This is a genomic window from Burkholderia sp. FERM BP-3421 (genome assembly GCF_028657905.1).
Classification (GTDB): Bacteria; Pseudomonadota; Gammaproteobacteria; order Burkholderiales; family Burkholderiaceae; genus Burkholderia.
The window spans coordinates 1,165,551-1,181,831 of record NZ_CP117781.1; the positions used below are offsets into that span (position 1 = coordinate 1,165,551).

Sequence of the window (16,281 nt, forward strand, 5' to 3'; positions counted from 1 at the left end):
CTCGAACTGTGTCATTGGTCAATGTAAATATCTTATACCAGTGAGCGACGGACGCGAGCCTTTAGAAAGGAGTATTTCTCCTAATCCGGTCGAGCGGCGGCGCGCCCGCTCCCCAGGGGACGGATCAGGCGGCGCGCGCCGGGGTGGGCCTACGACGGGGATTTCGGCGTGCCGAGGCGTTCCAGCACGGCGTTGAGCAGATCCACCGGCAACGGAAACACGATCGTCGAATTCTTGTCCGCGGCGATCGTGGTCAGCGTCTGGAGATAGCGCAACTGCATCGCCTGGGGCTGCAGCGCGAGCAGCTGCGCGGCCTGCAGCAGTTTCTCGGACGCCTGCAATTCCCCCTCCGCGTGAATCACCTTCGCGCGCCGCTCGCGCTCGGCCTCCGCCTGACGCGCGATGGCGCGAATCATCGTCTCGTTGAGGTCGACGTGCTTGATCTCGACCATCGACACCTTGATCCCCCACGCGTCGGTCTGCGCATCGAGCGCTTTCTGGATGTCGGCGTTGAGCTGCTCGCGCTCGGCGAGCAGCGCGTCCAGCTCGTGCTTGCCGAGCACCGAGCGCAGCGTGGTCTGCGCGAGCTGGCTGGTGGCCTCGAAGTAGCGCGCGACCTGGATCACCGCCTTCTCCGGATCGACGACGCGGAAGTACACGACCGCGTTGACCTTGACCGAGACGTTGTCGCGCGTGATCACGTCCTGCGGCGGGACGTCGAACACGACGGTGCGCAGGTCGATGCGCACCACCTGCTGGACGATCGGCACGATCAGCACGAGGCCCGGCCCCTTGACCTTCCAGAAGCGGCCGAGCATGAACACCACGCCGCGTTCGTATTCGCGGAAGATCCGCACGGCCATCGCGACGAGCACCAGTGCGAGCAGGGCCAGCAGGCTGCCGAAGCCGAAGGTGAAACTGATCATGAAGGTTCTCCTGGTGCGGACGGCGGGTCGTACAGCGGCGCGACGGTCAGCGTGAGGCCCTGCCGGCCCGTGACGCGGACCCGGTGGCCGGCGGCCAGCGGCGCGCTGCTCGCGACCCGCCAGCGTTCGCCGTGCACGAGCGCCCAGCCGGCCGCCGACGGCGCCGTCGGGCCGCGCGCGGGCTGGTCGGGCTGCAGGCCGTCGTCGAGCACTTCGCCGATGCTGCCGAGGAGCGCCTCGGCGCCCGTCACCACCGGTCGGCGGCGCGCGCGCAGCGCGCCGCCCGAGACGACGAGCACGAGCAGCGCGCCCGTCGCCGCGAGCGCCGCGATCACGGGCCACGGCACGCCGTAGCCGGGCAGGTCGGTGTCGATCAGCATCAGCGCGCCGATCGCGAAACTCGCGATGCCGCCCATGCCGAGCACGCCGAACGTCGGCAGGAATGCCTCGGCGATCAGGAAGCCGAGGCCGAGCACGACGAGCGCGAGGCCCGCGTAGTTCACGGGCAGCAGCTGCAGCGCGAACAGGCCGGTCAGCAGGCTGATCGCGCCCGCGACGCCGGGCAGCACGAAGCCCGGGTTCGCGAACTCGAAGAACAGGCCGTACATGCCGACCGTCAGCAGGATCAGCGCGACGTTCGGCTCGGTGATCACGGCGAGCAGCCGGCTGCGCCAGTCCGCGATGCGCCAGTCGAGCGGCGCGTGCGCGGTGTCGAGGCGATGCAGGCCCGACTCGGTTGACACCTCGCGGCCGTCGAGCTGGCGCAGCAGATCGGCGGGATCGGCGGCGACCAGATCGACCACGTGCAGCGCGCGCGCGTCGGCCGCGGGCAGGCTCACCGCCTCCCGTACCGCGCGCTCGGCCCACTCGGCATTGCGGCCGCGCAGCTGCGCGAGGCTGCGCAGGTAGGCGGCCGCGTCGTGGGTGGCCTTGCGGGCCTCGGTCGAGGCCGTGTCGGCGCCGCTGCCCGCGCGGCCGCCCGGCGCGGCCGCGCCCGCCGCGCCGAGCTGCACGGGGGAGGCCGCGCCGAGATTGGTGCCGGGCGCCATCGCGGCGATGTGGCTCGCATAGACGAGGTAGGTGCCGGCGCTCGCCGCGCGCGCGCCGGCCGGCGCGACGTAGGCCGCGACCGGCACCGGCGAGGCGAGGATCGCCTTGATGATCTGGCGCATGGATGTGTCGAGGCCGCCCGGCGTGTCGAGTTGCAGCACCGCGAGCTGCGCGTGCGTCGCCTCGGCATGCGCGAGCCCGCGCACGATGAAATCGGCGCTCGCGGGGCCGATCGCGCCGTCGACCGGAATCATGACGACGGGGGCGGGCGTGGGCGGCGTCGCGGCGAGCGCCGCGCAGACGGCGAACAGGCCCAGCAACAGCAGCGCCGCGCGCGCGAGGCGGGCGGGCAGGGTGCTGGGGTGCCGCGACGATCGATGGTCAACAGGCATGGCGGCTTCCGGCAGGCGACCGCGACGCCGTGCTGCGTTGCCGCAACCGGCGCGGCCGCGCCGGTGGATGGGCGTGGCCCGATGCTTGTAGCTTAGGTCTTTTCCGGGGAAAGCGCGAAGCCCGGCAGCCGCCGGCGGTAGTCGGCGGGGCTCAGGCCGCTCCACTTGCGGAACGCGCGGTAGAACGCGCTGGGCTCGGCGAATCCGAGCGAGGTGGCGATCTCCGCGACGGTGCGCTCGGGTTCGGCGAGCGCGTCGCAGGCCAGCTCGCGGCGCAGCGCGTCCTTGATCGCCTGGTACGACTGGCCTTCCTGCTTCAGCTTGCGGCGCAGCGTCGCCTCGCCGACATGCAGCCGCGCCGCGAGCGCATCGGCGGTCGGCCACGCGACGGGCGGCAGCCCGCGCAGCGCCGCGCGCACCCGGCCGGCGAGCGCGTCGGGGTTGCGGTACTTGACGATGAAATTGGCCGGCGCGCCGCGCAGGAACGCCTTCAGCGTCTTCGCGGTCTGCACCACCGGCAGCGCGGCGAAGTCGGGCTCGAAATCGACGTACGACGCATCCTGCCCGTAGCGGAGATCATCGCAGAACATCAGCTGGTATTCGTGCGCGGCGGGCGGTTCCGCGCAGCGGAAGCGCGCGTGCAGCAGCGGGATGCGCCGGCCGATCAGCCAGCAGGTCAGGCCGTAGACGAGGATGAAGTAGGTCGCGTAGGTGAACATCTCCGGCGCGCCCGCGCCGTCGCGATGCACGAAGCGCAGGCGCACGCGGTGCGGGTCGACGTCGATCTCCGCGTGCAGGTCGTCGAGCACATAGCGCATGAAGTTCACCGCGCGGCTGAGCGCGCGCAACCCGGTGCGCGCGCCGAGCGCGGCCTGGCTCATCGCGATGAAGCTGCCGTTGCGCATCGGATGGCGGTCCTGCCCGAAGAATTCGTCGTCGAGCGCGTGCGCGATCGCGTTCCACAGGGCGCCGTATTGCTGCGCCGACACGCGCGCCTTCGGCGCACCCAGCAGCGCCGCGGGAATCGCCGCGGCCGCCAGCAGCGCCGTCTCGTCGGCGCCTTGCCGGCGCGCGAGCGCGAGGCTGGTCTCCACCAGGGCGATTGAAACCGTCCCCTTTTCTTCTTGCGTCATCGTTGAACCGTCTGTGCAGCAGTGTGGCAAAAACGATCAGTGTAAATGAGCGGAGCGAGCATCGAACAGAAATCGCGCGTTGCCTACACTTGAAAGATGACAGACAGGGCGGCACGGCCGCCGGGAGACATGCAGCGCCATGGACCAGCTTTACACCGAAGATCAACGGATGATCCGCGACGCCGCGCGCGCCTTCTCGGCCGAGGCGCTCGCGCCGAACGCCGCGCAGTGGGACCGCGACGCGCACCTGCCCGGCGAGGTGGTCGCGCAGATGGGCGAACTGGGCTTGCTCGGGATGATCGTGCCGGCCGAATGGGGCGGCTCCTACACCGACTACACCGCGTACGCGCTCGCCCTGGAGGAAATCGCGGCCGGCTGCGCGTCGTGCGCGACCTTGATGAGCGTGCACAACTCGGTCGGCTGCGGGCCGCTGCTGCACTTCGGCAGCCCCGCGCAGCAGGAGCGCTGGCTGCGCGAGCTGGCCGCGGGCCGCACCATCGGCGCGTTCTGCCTGACCGAGCCGCAGGCCGGCTCCGAGGCGCACAACCTGCGCACCCGCGCGGAGCTGCGCGACGGCCATTGGATCCTGAACGGCAGCAAGCAGTTCGTGACCAACGGCGCGCGCGCCGGGCTCGCGATCGTTTTTGCCATGACCGATCCGGATCAAGGCAAGCGCGGCCTGTCCGCATTCCTGGTGCCGACCGACACGCCGGGCTTCATCGTCGGCAAGCCCGAGAAGAAGATGGGGATCCGCGCCTCCGACACCTGCCCGATCACGCTGGAGAACTGCGCGATTTCCGAGGCGAACCTGCTCGGCGCGCGCGGCGAGGGCTTGAAGATCGCGCTGTCGAACCTCGAGGGCGGCCGCATCGGCATCGCCGCGCAGGCGGTCGGCGTCGCGCGCGCGGCGTTCGACAAGGCGCGCCGCTATGCGGGCGAGCGCGTGCAGTTCGGCAAGCCGATCGCCGAGCACCAGGCGATCGCGCAGAAGCTCGCCGACATGGCCACGCGCATCAACGCCGCGCGCCTGCTCGTGCATCACGCGGCGCGGCTGCGCACGGAGGGCCTGCCGTGCCTGTCCGAGGCCTCGCAGGCGAAGCTGTTCGCGTCGGAGATGGCCGAGGCCGTGTGCTCGGACGCGATCCAGATTCACGGCGGCTACGGCTATCTCGTCGACTACGACGTCGAGCGTCACTATCGCGACGCGCGCATCACGCAGATCTACGAGGGCACGAGCGAAGTACAGCGGATGGTGATTGCACGCCAGCTGTGAGCGCGACCGCGCAGCCGGCGGCGACCGGCGCGCCCAACCTGGACGGAGACGACACCATGACGGCACAGGCTTTTCTCGACGCGCGCGATTTCCTGCAGCGTCACCGCACCGACTACGACACGGCCTGCCGCGATTTCCGCTGGCCCGAACTCGACACCTTCAACTGGGCGCTCGACTATTTCGACCCGATGGCGAACGGCAACGACCGGCCCGCGCTGTGGATCGTCGAGCAGGACGGCAGCGAGGCGCGCTATTCGTTCGCGCAGATGGCCGAGCGGTCCGCGCGGCTGGCGAACTACCTGCGCGGCATCGGCGTGCGGCGCGGCGACCGGATCCTGCTGATGCTGCCGAACCGCGTCGAGCTGTGGGATGCGATGCTGGCCGCGATGAAGCTCGGCGCGGTGGTGCTGCCCGCGACCACGCAGCTGTCGGCCGACGACGTGCGCGACCGCGTGACGCTCGGCGAGGCGCGCTTCGCGATCGTCGACGAGCGCGAGACGGAGAAGTTCGAGCAGCCGGGCCTCGGGCTCATCAGGCTCGTCGCGGGCGCGCCGCGCGACGGCTGGCACGCGCTCGACGACGCCCGCCACGCGAGCGCGGCGTTCACGCCGGACGGCGTCACGCACGCGCACGACCCGATGCTGCTGTATTTCACCTCGGGCACGACCTCGAAGCCGAAGCTGGTCGAGCACACGCACCGCACCTATCCGGTCGGCCATCTGGTCACGATGTACTGGATCGGCCTGCAGGCGGGCGACATCCACTGGAACATCAGCTCGCCGGGCTGGGCCAAGCATGCGTGGAGCTGCTTCTACGCGCCGTGGAACGCGCAGGCCTGCGTGTTCGCGTTCAATTACGCGCGCTTCGAGCCGCAGGCAGTGCTCGACACGCTGGTGCGCCGCGGGATCACGACGTTGTGCGCGCCGCCGACGGTGTGGCGGATGCTGATCCAGCAGCCGCTCGCATCGTTCGACGTGAAAGTGCGCGAGATCGTCGGCGCGGGCGAGCCGCTCAATCCCGAGATCATCGAGCGGGTCAGGAAAGCGTGGGGCGTGACGATCCGCGACGGCTACGGCCAGACCGAGACCACCTGCGTGATCGGCAACTCGCCGGGCCAGCCGGTGGTGACGGGCTCGATGGGCCGGCCGCTGCCCGGCTACCGGATCGCGCTGCTCGACCCGGACGGCGCGCCCGCGGCCGAGGGCGAGATCGCGCTGAAGCTGGGTGAGGGCGGCCTGCACGCGCGCGACGTGATGAACGGCTATGCGAACAATCCGGACGCCACCGCGCACGCGATGCGCGACGGCCATTACCGCACGTCCGACATCGCCCTGCTGCGCGACGACGGTTACTACGTCTATGTCGGCCGCGCGGACGATGTCTTCAAGTCGTCCGACTACCGGCTGAGCCCGTTCGAACTCGAGAGCGTGATGATCGAGCACGAGGCGATCGCGGAGGCCGCGGTGGTGCCGAGCCCCGATCCGCTGCGGCTGTCGGTGCCGAAGACCTTCATCACGCTGCGCACGGGCTTCGAGCCGAGCGAGGCGCTGGCGCGCGAGATCTTCCGCTTCTCGCGCGAGAAGCTCGCGCCGTACAAGCGGATTCGCCGGCTGCAGTTCGCGGAGCTGCCGAAGACCATCTCGGGCAAGATCCGCCGCGTCGAGCTGCGCCGCCGCGAGCTGGAGCGCGGCGGCGATGCGACGCTGCGGATGCCGGGCGAGTACTGGGAAGAGGATTTCGCCGACGACGCGAAGTGACCCGCGTGCGCCGGCGCGCACCACCTGACATGAACCGGGCCGCCGCGCGCACCGCGCGCCGGGGCCAACCCAAGGAGAGTTGCACGATGAACGCAATCCCGACGCCCCGCGCGGGGCAGGACGTACCGACGGTCAAGCTGCTGATCGACGGCGAATTCGTCGAGTCGCAAACGGCCGAGTGGCGCGATGTCGTCAATCCGGCGACCCAGCAGGTGCTCGCGCGCGTGCCGTTCGCGACGGTGGACGAGGTCGACGCCGCGGCGCGCGCCGCGCAGGCCGCGTTCGCGACCTGGAAGAACACGCCGCTGTCCGCGCGCATGCGGATCATGCTCAAGTATCAGGAGCTGGTGCGCGCGAACCTGCCGCGCATCGCGCGCACGCTGACGGCCGAGCAGGGCAAGACGCTGCCCGACGCGGAAGGCGACATCTTCCGCGGCCTCGAAGTGGTCGAGCACGCGTGCTCGGTCGGCACGCTGCAGCTCGGCGAATTCGCGGAGAACGTCGCGGGCGGCGTCGACACCTACACGCTGCGCCAGCCGATCGGCGTGTGCGCCGGCATCACGCCGTTCAACTTCCCGGCGATGATCCCGCTGTGGATGTTCCCGATGGCGCTCGTGTGCGGCAACACCTTCGTGCTGAAGCCGTCGGAGCAGGACCCGCTGTCGACGATGCAGCTGGTCGAGCTGGCTCTGGAGGCCGGCGTGCCGAAGGGCGTGCTGAACGTCGTGCACGGCGGCAAGACGGTGGTCGACGCGATCTCGACGCATCCGCTCGTGAAGGCGATCTCGTTCGTCGGCTCGACGGCGGTCGGCACCCACGTGTACCGGCTCGGCAGCGAGCACGGCAAGCGCGTGCAGTCGATGATGGGCGCGAAGAACCACGCGGTGATCCTGCCCGACGCGAATCGCGAGCAGACCGTCAACGCGCTGGTCGGCGCGGCGTTCGGCGCGGCGGGGCAGCGTTGCATGGCGACCTCGGTGGCGGTGCTGGTGGGCGCCGCGCGCGACTGGCTGCCGGACATCGTCGCGAAGGCGAAGACCCTCAAGGTGAACGCGGGCGACCAGCCGGGCACGGACGTCGGCCCGGTGGTGTCGCGCGCGGCCAAGGCGCGCGTGCTCAAGCTGATCGAGGAAGGCGTCGAGTCGGGCGCGACGCTCGCGCTCGACGGCCGCGGCGTGACGGTGCCGGGCTACGAGGACGGCAATTTCATCGGGCCGACGGTGTTCACCGACGTGCGCCCCGACATGTCGATCTACACGCAGGAGATTTTCGGGCCGGTGCTGGTGGTGCTGACGGCCGATTCGCTCGACGGCGCGATCGCGCTCGTCAACGCGAACCCGTTCGGCAACGGCGTGGGCCTGTTCACGCAGAGCGGCGCGGCGGCGCGCAAGTTCCAGAGCGACATCGACGTCGGCCAGGTCGGCATCAACATTCCGATCCCGGTGCCGGTGCCGTTCTTCAGCTTCACGGGCTCGCGCGGCTCGAAGCTCGGCGACCTCGGCCCCTACGGCAAGCAGGTCGTGCAGTTCTACACGCAGACCAAGACCGTCACCGCGCGCTGGTTCGACGACGACGCGAGCGCGGGCGCGGTCAACACCACGATCCGGCTGCACTGAACGGGAGGCGTCATGAAGATCGGATTCATCGGCCTCGGCCACATGGGCGCGCCGATGGCGCTCAACCTCGTGAAGGCGGGCCACGACGTGCACGCGTTCGACCTCAGCGAGGACGCGCTGCGGCTCGTCAGGGACGGCGGCGCGCAGGTCGCGGCGTCGGCGCGCGAGGCGGCGGCGGGCGCCGCCTGCGTGATCACGATGCTGCCGGCGGCCGCGCACGTGCGCGCGGCGCTGACCGCGCCCGACGGCGTGCTGGCCGGGCTCGCGCCGGGCGCGCTGCTGATCGATTCGAGCACCATCGATCCGGCCAGCGCGCAGGCGGTCGGCGAGCGGGTGCGCGCGCACGGCGGCGCGTTCATCGACGCGCCGGTGTCGGGCGGCACGGGCGGCGCGGCGGCGGGCACGCTGACCTTCATGGTCGGCGGCGACGCCGCCGACTTCGAACGCGCGAAGCCGGTGCTCGCGGGCATGGGCAAGAACCTGGTCCACTGCGGCGCGATCGGCATGGGGCAGGTCGCGAAGGTCTGCAACAACCTGGTGCTCGGCATCACGATGGCGGGCGTGTCGGAGGCGATGGCGCTCGGGGTCGCGCTCGGCATCGATCCGAAGGTGCTGGGCGGCATCATCAACACCTCGACCGGCCGCTGCTGGAGTTCCGACACCTACAACCCGTATCCGGGCGTGGTCGAGACCGCGCCGGCCTCGCGCGGCTACACGGGCGGCTTCGGCACCGACCTGATGCTCAAGGATCTCGGGCTCGCGAACGACGCCGCGCGCCATGCGCGGCAGCCGGTCTACCTGGGCGCGCTCGCGCAGCAGCTGTACCAGACCATGAGCAGCCGCGGCGCGGGCCGGCTCGATTTCTCGGCGGTGATCCGGCTGTACCAGCCGGTGCCGGACAAGGACGCCTCATGATCGAACTCGATTACGCGGACGACGGCGCGATCGCGCTCGTCACGCTGAAGCGGCCGTCCGCCAACACCTTCACCGCGGACGGCCTGCGGCAGTTGCGCGAGACCGTCGGCCGGCTCGATGCGACGCCGCGCGTGCGCGCGCTCGTGATCACCGGCGACGGCCCGAAGTTCTTCAGCGCGGGCGCGGACCTGAACACCTTCGCGGACGGCGATCACGCGGTCGCGCGCACCATGGCCGCGTGCTTCGGCTCGGCGTTCGAGGCGCTGCAGGACGCGCGCTGCGTGACGATCGCGGCGATCAACGGCTACGCGATGGGCGGCGGGCTCGAATGCGCGCTCGCGTGCGACCTGCGGATCGCCGAGCGGCATGCGCAGATGGCGCTGCCCGAGCCGTCGGTGGGCCTCACGCCGTGCGGGCTCGGCACCCAGACGCTGCCCTGGCTGGTCGGCGAAGGCTGGGCGAAGCGCATGATCCTCGCGGGCGAGCGCGTCGACACGGATACCGCGCTGCGCATCGGGCTCGTCGAGCAGGTGGTCGACACGGGCGGCGCGCGCGACGCGGCGCTCGCGCTCGCGCGGCGGGTGGCGCGGCAGGGCCCGCTTGCGCTCGGCTACGCCAAGGAACTGATCGGGCTGGCGCGGCGCGGCGTGCCGCGCGAGGCGGCGCTCGCGGTCGAGCGCGAGCGCTTCGTCGACCTGTTCGACAGCGGCGAACCGCGCGAGGGCGTGGCGGCGTTCCTCGGCAAGCGCGCGCCGGATTGGGCCGCTCCGCAAGGAGAGACGCGATGAGCGCGCCGATGAGGCAGGCGGGTTCCGAGGCGGCCGCGCAGCAGACGGTGCTGATGCGCGTCGTGAACCGCGTGGCGGTGATCACGCTGAACCGTCCCGGTGCGCTGAACGCGCTGTCGCACGCGATGGTGCGTGCGCTGGCCGTGCTGCTCGACGCGTGCCGGCGCGACGACGCGATCGCCGCGGTCGTGCTGCGCGGCGCGGGCGAGAAGGGCTTCTGCGCCGGCGGCGACGTGCGCGCGCTGTATCAGCAGGCGACGCGCGGCGACGACGGCTGGCTGCAGTTCTTCGTCGACGAATACCGGCTCGACCACACGCTGCACGCGTTCCCGAAGCCGGTGATCGCGCTGATGGACGGCATCACGATGGGCGGCGGCATGGGGCTCGCGCAGGGCGCGGCGCTGCGCGTCGCGACCGAGCGCAGCAGGATCGCGATGCCGGAGACGCGCATCGGCTTCGTGCCCGACGTCGGCGCGACGCATTTCCTCGCGCGGCTGCCGGTCGAGCTGGCGCTGTACCTCGGCCTGACGGGCGCGACCTTGTCGGGCGCGGATGCGCTCGGCGCGCGGCTCGCGGACCTGTGCGTGCCCTCGTCGTGGCTCGATACGTTCGAGACGCGGCTCGAACGCGCGGATCTGTCCGGCGAGCCGCTGAAGGCGCTGCGCGCGGTGTTCGAGCCGCCCTGCAACGTGGTGCCCCACGCGGCGCTCGACGGGCAGATGCCCTGGATCGTCCGCCATTTCGACAAGCGCTCCGGGGTCGAGCGCATCGTCGCGACGCTGCGGCAGGATCTGGCGCGCGACGAACTGGGCCGCGAGCACCGGCAATGGCTGCAGGCGACGCTCGATGCGCTGCTCGCGTATTCGCCGACCATGCTCAACGTGACGCGCGAGGCCTTGTTGCGCGGTCGCCAGATGAGTCTGGCCGAATCGTTCCGGATGGAGCTGGGGATCGCGGCGCGCGCGATCGAGGACGGCGATTTCCGCGAAGGCGTGCGCGCGCATCTGGTCGACAAGGACCGCAAGCCGCGCTGGGCGCCGGCCTCGCTCGTCGAGGTGCGGGCCGAGCGGGTGCGGCATTTCCTCTGCTCGCCGTGGAAGGCGGATGCGCATCCGCTGGCGGGGTTGGGGGAGGCATGACTTAGCGGTCGCAGTGGCGGTCGCGCCGGAATCGGTGGGGCCGCCACCGCCACGCCAGACAGCCAGCGTGATGAGCGCGACGTTCGCGAATGAGAGCAACAGGATGTACTTGAACACGAAGTCATCCATGGTGCCGTCGGTCGTGAGATCGATCAGGTGCTCGACCCAGCGAGGATAGGTCGGGAAGTACTCCAGATAGCGGCTCCAGAGCAGACCATAGCCAAGGGTGGCAAGGCAGAGCCAAGCCAGCAGCGCGACACACAGGAATAAACGTCTGGCCAAGGTTGTTGAGCGTGAAACGGTATCGGTACATGAGGTGTTGGGCGTCGGATGACTCGACGCACAAATTTGCATCACCGATGCGACCCAAAACATTGGAATCGTCTTAAAAATTGCGACCAGCGGGCGATCCTGGTCATCGAGAATCGCCGCCTTTCCCTGACGCTCAACCGGTACCGCCTCCCAACGCCTGATACAGCTTCATCTGGTTGTTGAGCCGGTTCAGCCGGTTCTGCGCGAACGCGCTTTGCGCGTCGCGCAGCCGCGACTGCTGGTCGAGCCACGGTTGCACGTCGGTCGCGCCGGCCTGGTAGCGCGCGCGGGCGAGCGATTCCGCGCGCTGGGCCTGGTCGAGCGACAGCTTGCGCTGCACGGCCTCGCTGTCGAGCTGCACCCGCGCCGACAGCGCGTTCTCCACGTCGCTCAGCGCGTTGTACAGCGCCTGCCGGAAGTTCACGACCGCTTCTTCGTACTTTGTGCGCGACACCTTGATCTGCAGTTGCATCGTGTTCCACTGAATGAACGGCAGCGTAATGCCGGCGCCCAGCGTGCCGACCGGGTTCTGCAGAAAGCGCGACAGGCTCGTGGTCATCGTGCCGACGCCGCCCGTCAGCGTCAGGGTCGGATAAAAGCTGGTGCGCGTGATGTCGACATTCGCCAGCGATTCGCGCAGCCGGAACTCGGTCGCGCGCAGGTCGGGCCGCCGGGCCAGCAGATCGGCGGGCAGGCCCGCGCGCACCTCGGGCAGCGGCTGCGTCGGCAGCGTCGACGGCTCCGCCGCCGCGATCTGCGGCGGCCGGTCGAACAGGATCGCGAGCGCGTTGCGCGCCTCGGTGCGCTGCTGGATCAGTTGCGTCTGGCTCGCGCGCTGCTGCGACAGGGTCTGTTCCGCCTGCGCGACGTCGAGCCCGGTGGCCGCGCCCGCCGTGTAGCGCGAGCGCACCAGCGCGAGCGTCTGTTCCGCATACTTGATGTTCGCGTCGCCGATCGCGATCAGCTAGTTCAGGTAGCCGAGCTGCCAGTACAACTGCGCGGTGGTGCCGATCAGCGACAGCTGCGCCGCTTCGCGATCGGCGTCGGTCGCCTGCGCTTCCCAGTGCGCAACGTCGCTCTGCGCGGCCAGGTTGCCCCACAGATCGACCACGTAGCTGACCGACCCGGTCAACACGTTCGAGCGCTGGGTCATCTGATGCGTGTCGAGCGTGCGCGTCACGGCGGCGCTCGCGCCGATCGCGACGCTCGGCGTGAGATTGGCGCCGGCGAGTCCGGCCTGCAACTGGGCGCGGTACACGCGGATCGCGGCGGCGGCGAGGTTGTTGTTGGTGCGCAGCGCATCCTCGATCAACTGATCGAGCACGGGATCGTCGAACGTGCGCCACCATTGCGGATCCGCCGCGGCCGCGGCCGGCGCGGCGGGCGAGGTCCAGTTCGCGGGCATCTGCACGGGCGGCAGCGGCGCGTGGCGGGCCGAGGTCGCGCAGCCGGCCGTGAGCGCCACGACGCCGGCGAGCGCAAGCGTGAGCAGGCGGGGCGGAGCGATGAAGGCATCGAGACGGATCATCATCCTCTCCCCATCAGTCGCGCGCGAGCGCATCGATCGGATCGAGGCGCGACGCATTGCGGGCCGGCATGAAGCCGAACACGATACCGATCAACGTCGAGCACAGGAAGGCCGACACGATCGAGCCGATCGAAAACACCATTTTCCATTGGTTCACGAAGAGAGAGAACAGGAAGCTCAGCCCGAACGACAGCGCGATGCCGATCACGCCGCCCATCAGGCACACCATCACGGCTTCGACGAGGAACTGCTGCATGATGTCGCCCTGCCGCGCGCCGACCGCCATCCGGATGCCGATCTCGCGGGTGCGCTCGGTGACCGACACGAGCATGATGTTCATCACGCCGATGCCGCCGACGACGAGCGAGATCACCGCGATCAGCGACAGCAGCAGCGTCAGCGACTGGCCGGTTTTCTCGACGGTCTTCACGACGCTGTCCATGTTGTAGGTGAAGAAGTCCTTGCGACCGTGACGCTGCAGCATCAGCTTCGAGATGCTTTCCTCGGCGGCCTTGCTCGGCTGGCCGTCGCGCACCCGCACCGTGATGCTGTCGAGATGGCGCTGGCCGAACAGCCGGCCGCTCGCGGTGGTGTAGGGCACCCATACGTTGAGGCTCTTCACGTCGCCGAACGCGCTTTTCTTGTCGGCGGTCACGCCGATCACGACGCACGGCAGGTTGTCGACCAGCACGACCTCGCCGAGCGGGTTCCGGTTCGAGCCGAACAGCTTGCGGCGCGTGTTCTGGTCGATCACGGCCACCTGCGCCTGGCGCCGCACCTCGTCCGGGCCGAAGCCTATGCCCTGCGCCATCTTCATGCCGCGCACCTGGAAGAAGGTGTCGCCGACCCCGCTGATCAGCGCGTTGACGTCGATGTTGCGGTAGCGCAGCAGCAGGCTGCGCGAGGTCTCGGGCGTCACGCTGTCGACGTAGTGCTGGTCGGCGAGCGCCGTCACGTCGGCCGGCACGAGGGTCTGGATGGTGTCGTTCTTGCTGTCGCCCCAGTCGGTGCCGGGGTAGATGTTGATCGTGTTGGTGCCGATGCTGCCGATCTCGTTGAGCATGTAGCGCTTCGCGCCTTCGCCGATCGCGACGATCGACACCACCGAGGTGATGCCGATGATGATGCCGAGCATGGTCAGCAGCGTGCGCAGCCGGTGCGACACGAGCGCGACCCAGGCCATCTTGAACGCCTCGGTGAAGCGTCCGAAGCCGGCCGACAGGCGCGCCGCGTGGCGCAGCGCGCGGCCCTCGGCCTGCGCGGCCTCGAGCGCGTCGCCTTCGTCGCCGCGCGGGTTCGGCCGGTCGCGGACGATCTCGCCGTCGCTGATCTCGATGATGCGGCGCGCGTGCGCGGCCACGTTCTCGTCGTGGGTGACGAGGATCACGGTGTGGCCGAGCGCGTTCAGCTCGCGCAGGATGCGGATCACCTCGTGGCCGCTCTTCGAATCGAGCGCGCCGGTCGGCTCGTCGGCGAGGATCACCTCGCCGCCGTTCACCAGCGCGCGCGCGATACTGACGCGCTGCTGCTGGCCGCCCGACAGCTGGCTCGGGCGATGGTCGGCGCGGTCGGCGAGCCCGAGGCGCGTGAGCAGGTCGTTCGCGCGCGCGCGCCGGTCGGCGTGGGCGGTGCCCGCGTAGACGGCCGGCATCTCGACATTGCCCGCGGCGCTCAGGTGCGGCAGCAGGTGATAGCGCTGGAAGATGAAGCCGAAATGCTCGCGGCGCAGGCGCGCCAGCTCGTCGCTGTCCAGCTCGCCCGTCTCGCGGCCGCCCACCTTGTAGCTGCCGGAGGTCGGGTGGTCGAGGCAGCCGAGAATGTTCATCAGCGTCGACTTGCCGGAGCCCGACGCGCCGATGATCGCGACGATCTCGCCCGCGTGGATCGTCAGGTTGACGTCCTTGAGCACGACGACGTCCTTGTCGCCCGCGGGAAAGCTGCGGGTGACGTTCGTCAGTTGCAGCAGGGGTTCCGACATCGTCAGTTCCCCGCGCCGGACGCGGCGGCCTCGGCGTCGGCCGCGTCGCCGATGATCACCTGGTCGCCTTCCTTGAGGCCCGACTGCACCTCGACCTTCACGTTGTTGTTGATGCCCGTGCGGATCTTGCGCGTGTCGACGCGATTCTTGTCGCCGAGCACGCGCACCGTGTAGCCGCCGTCCTTGTCCTTCGCGCCCAGCGCGGCGACAGGGATGTTCAGCGCGTTGCGCGCGGTGCCGAGCAGCACGTTGACCTGCGCGGTCATCGAGATGCGCAGCCGGTGGTCGGGATTGGGTACTTCGAACAGTGCGTTGTAGAACACCGCCGAGTTCGATTTCGGCGTGCTGCCGACCATGCCGCCCAGGCTGCTCTGCTGTTCGAGGAAGTTCTGCGGCGCGGGCTCGGTCGCGCGCAGCTTGCCGTAATAGCGCCGGTCGGGGTCGCCGAGGATCGTGAAGTAGGTGGTCTGGCCCGGATGCACGCGGATCACGTCCGCTTCCGAGACCTGCGCCTTGACGGTCATGGTGTCGAGATCGGCGAGCTTGAGGATCACGGGCGCCTGCTGCTGCGCGATCACGGTCTGGCCTTCCTGCGTGACGATCCCGACCACCTGGCCGTCCATCGGCGCGACGATCCGCGTGTAGCCGACGTTGGCCTGCGAGGTCTCGATCTGGATGCGCGCCGAGCGGATCTGCGCGTCGAGCGACGCGAGCGTCGCGCGCTGGACGCCGAGGTTCGCCTGCGCGGATTCGAAGTCCGAGCGCGAGGTCGCGTCGTCGGGCAGCATCTGCTGCTGGCGTTTGAAGGCCAGCTCCGCCTGCACCAGCTGGGCGGCGGTCGAGCGCTTCTGCGCGACCAGCTGTTCCTCGGCGGCCTGCGCCTGGCGCAGCGCGTTCTGCGGGAGCACCGGGTCGATCTCGGCCAGCAGCTGGCCCTTGGTCACCTTGTCGCCGAGCTTGACCTTCAGCGACTTCAGCTGACCGGACACCTGCGCGCCGACGTCAACCTGCTTGTACGCCTGCAGGGTGCCGGTCGCGAGCACGGTATTTTCGAGCGTGGCGCGTTCGACCTTCGCGGTCAGGTACTGCGGACCTTTGTCCTTGGAGAAAAAATGCAGGAGGAGCACGACGAGCGAGACCAGCACAACGAGGCCTGCCGCAATGCCGAGCCAGCGGCGTTGACGTTTTTTCATGGAGAGCGAGCGGTCCGGACAGCGGTTGAAATGTAATGAGACTACAAAGCGGCTATTGGAATACAAAATGCTGTCCCAGTTCAATGCGGGAACAAAACTTCCTCACTTTGATACAGATAATCACAACTTCGATCGTTGTTTCTGCGCGCTTCTCCACGGCTTTTGTGTTCAATGGGACGTTTTGTTGTGCCGCCTGAGCGGGCGCGCGCCGCTCGGGCGGGCGGCGACTTATCGGCGGGTCGGGCATCGATAGTCGAAATGATTGGTTGGGTGGTGGCGGC

The 16,281-nt window shown here is 69.7% G+C and carries 11 protein-coding genes and 1 pseudogene; 6 read left to right on the top strand and 6 right to left on the bottom strand.

The window, feature by feature from the left end:
- Nucleotides 1-149: 149 nt before the first annotated feature.
- The 3 genes from Bsp3421_RS08180 to Bsp3421_RS08190 form a co-directional block, all read right to left on the bottom strand.
- Complete coding sequence (locus tag Bsp3421_RS08180; protein WP_273997917.1) at nucleotides 150-926, bottom strand: slipin family protein; 777 nt, start codon at nucleotides 924-926, stop codon at nucleotides 150-152.
- Nucleotides 923-2,368: an NfeD family protein gene (locus Bsp3421_RS08185; RefSeq protein WP_273997919.1), complete on the bottom strand. Its 1,446-nt coding sequence runs from the start codon at nucleotides 2,366-2,368 to the stop codon at nucleotides 923-925. Before Bsp3421_RS08185 ends, Bsp3421_RS08180 begins: the two co-directional genes overlap by 4 nt.
- A 92-nt stretch (nucleotides 2,369-2,460) precedes the next feature.
- A complete protein-coding gene (locus tag Bsp3421_RS08190; RefSeq protein ID WP_273997921.1) occupies nucleotides 2,461-3,501 on the bottom strand; it encodes an AraC family transcriptional regulator in 1,041 nt (346 codons plus the stop codon).
- A gap of 139 nt (nucleotides 3,502-3,640) precedes the next feature.
- Here Bsp3421_RS08190 and Bsp3421_RS08195 point away from each other — a divergent pair, with 139 nt between their 5' ends.
- From Bsp3421_RS08195 to Bsp3421_RS08220, 6 genes are all read left to right on the top strand, one after another.
- Nucleotides 3,641-4,774, top strand: a complete 1,134-nt coding sequence (locus Bsp3421_RS08195; protein WP_273997923.1) for an acyl-CoA dehydrogenase family protein — start codon at nucleotides 3,641-3,643, stop codon at nucleotides 4,772-4,774.
- Between the two features lie 56 nt (nucleotides 4,775-4,830).
- A complete protein-coding gene (locus tag Bsp3421_RS08200) occupies nucleotides 4,831-6,531 on the top strand; it encodes an AMP-binding protein (protein ID WP_273997925.1) in 1,701 nt (566 codons plus the stop codon).
- An 86-nt stretch (nucleotides 6,532-6,617) separates the two neighbouring features.
- Nucleotides 6,618-8,147, top strand: coding sequence for a CoA-acylating methylmalonate-semialdehyde dehydrogenase (locus Bsp3421_RS08205; protein ID WP_273997926.1), 1,530 nt, complete (start codon nucleotides 6,618-6,620; stop codon nucleotides 8,145-8,147).
- Nucleotides 8,148-8,159: 12 nt separating this feature from the next.
- On the top strand, nucleotides 8,160-9,062 hold the full coding sequence (gene mmsB, locus Bsp3421_RS08210; protein ID WP_273997928.1) for a 3-hydroxyisobutyrate dehydrogenase: 903 nt from the start codon (nucleotides 8,160-8,162) through the stop codon (nucleotides 9,060-9,062).
- Nucleotides 9,059-9,850, top strand: a complete 792-nt coding sequence (locus Bsp3421_RS08215; RefSeq protein WP_273997929.1) for an enoyl-CoA hydratase — start codon at nucleotides 9,059-9,061, stop codon at nucleotides 9,848-9,850. The genes mmsB and Bsp3421_RS08215 overlap by 4 nt, the downstream gene beginning before the upstream one ends.
- A complete protein-coding gene (locus Bsp3421_RS08220) occupies nucleotides 9,847-10,989 on the top strand; it encodes an enoyl-CoA hydratase/isomerase family protein (protein WP_273997931.1) in 1,143 nt (380 codons plus the stop codon). The genes Bsp3421_RS08215 and Bsp3421_RS08220 overlap by 4 nt, the downstream gene beginning before the upstream one ends.
- A 445-nt stretch (nucleotides 10,990-11,434) precedes the next feature.
- Here Bsp3421_RS08220 and Bsp3421_RS08225 read toward each other — a convergent pair.
- The 3 genes and pseudogenes from Bsp3421_RS08225 to macA form a co-directional block, all read right to left on the bottom strand.
- A pseudogene (locus Bsp3421_RS08225) lies at nucleotides 11,435-12,829 on the bottom strand (efflux transporter outer membrane subunit).
- 13 nt (nucleotides 12,830-12,842) lie between these two features.
- Entirely contained in the window at nucleotides 12,843-14,807 is a 1,965-nt protein-coding gene (gene macB, locus Bsp3421_RS08230; RefSeq protein ID WP_273997933.1) for a macrolide ABC transporter ATP-binding protein/permease MacB, read from the bottom strand.
- Nucleotides 14,808-14,809: 2 nt separating this feature from the next.
- The gene (gene macA, locus Bsp3421_RS08235) at nucleotides 14,810-16,000 is read right to left on the bottom strand and encodes a macrolide transporter subunit MacA (protein WP_273997935.1); all 1,191 of its coding nucleotides are present in this window, start codon (nucleotides 15,998-16,000) and stop codon (nucleotides 14,810-14,812) included.
- Nucleotides 16,001-16,281: the final 281 nt, after the last annotated feature.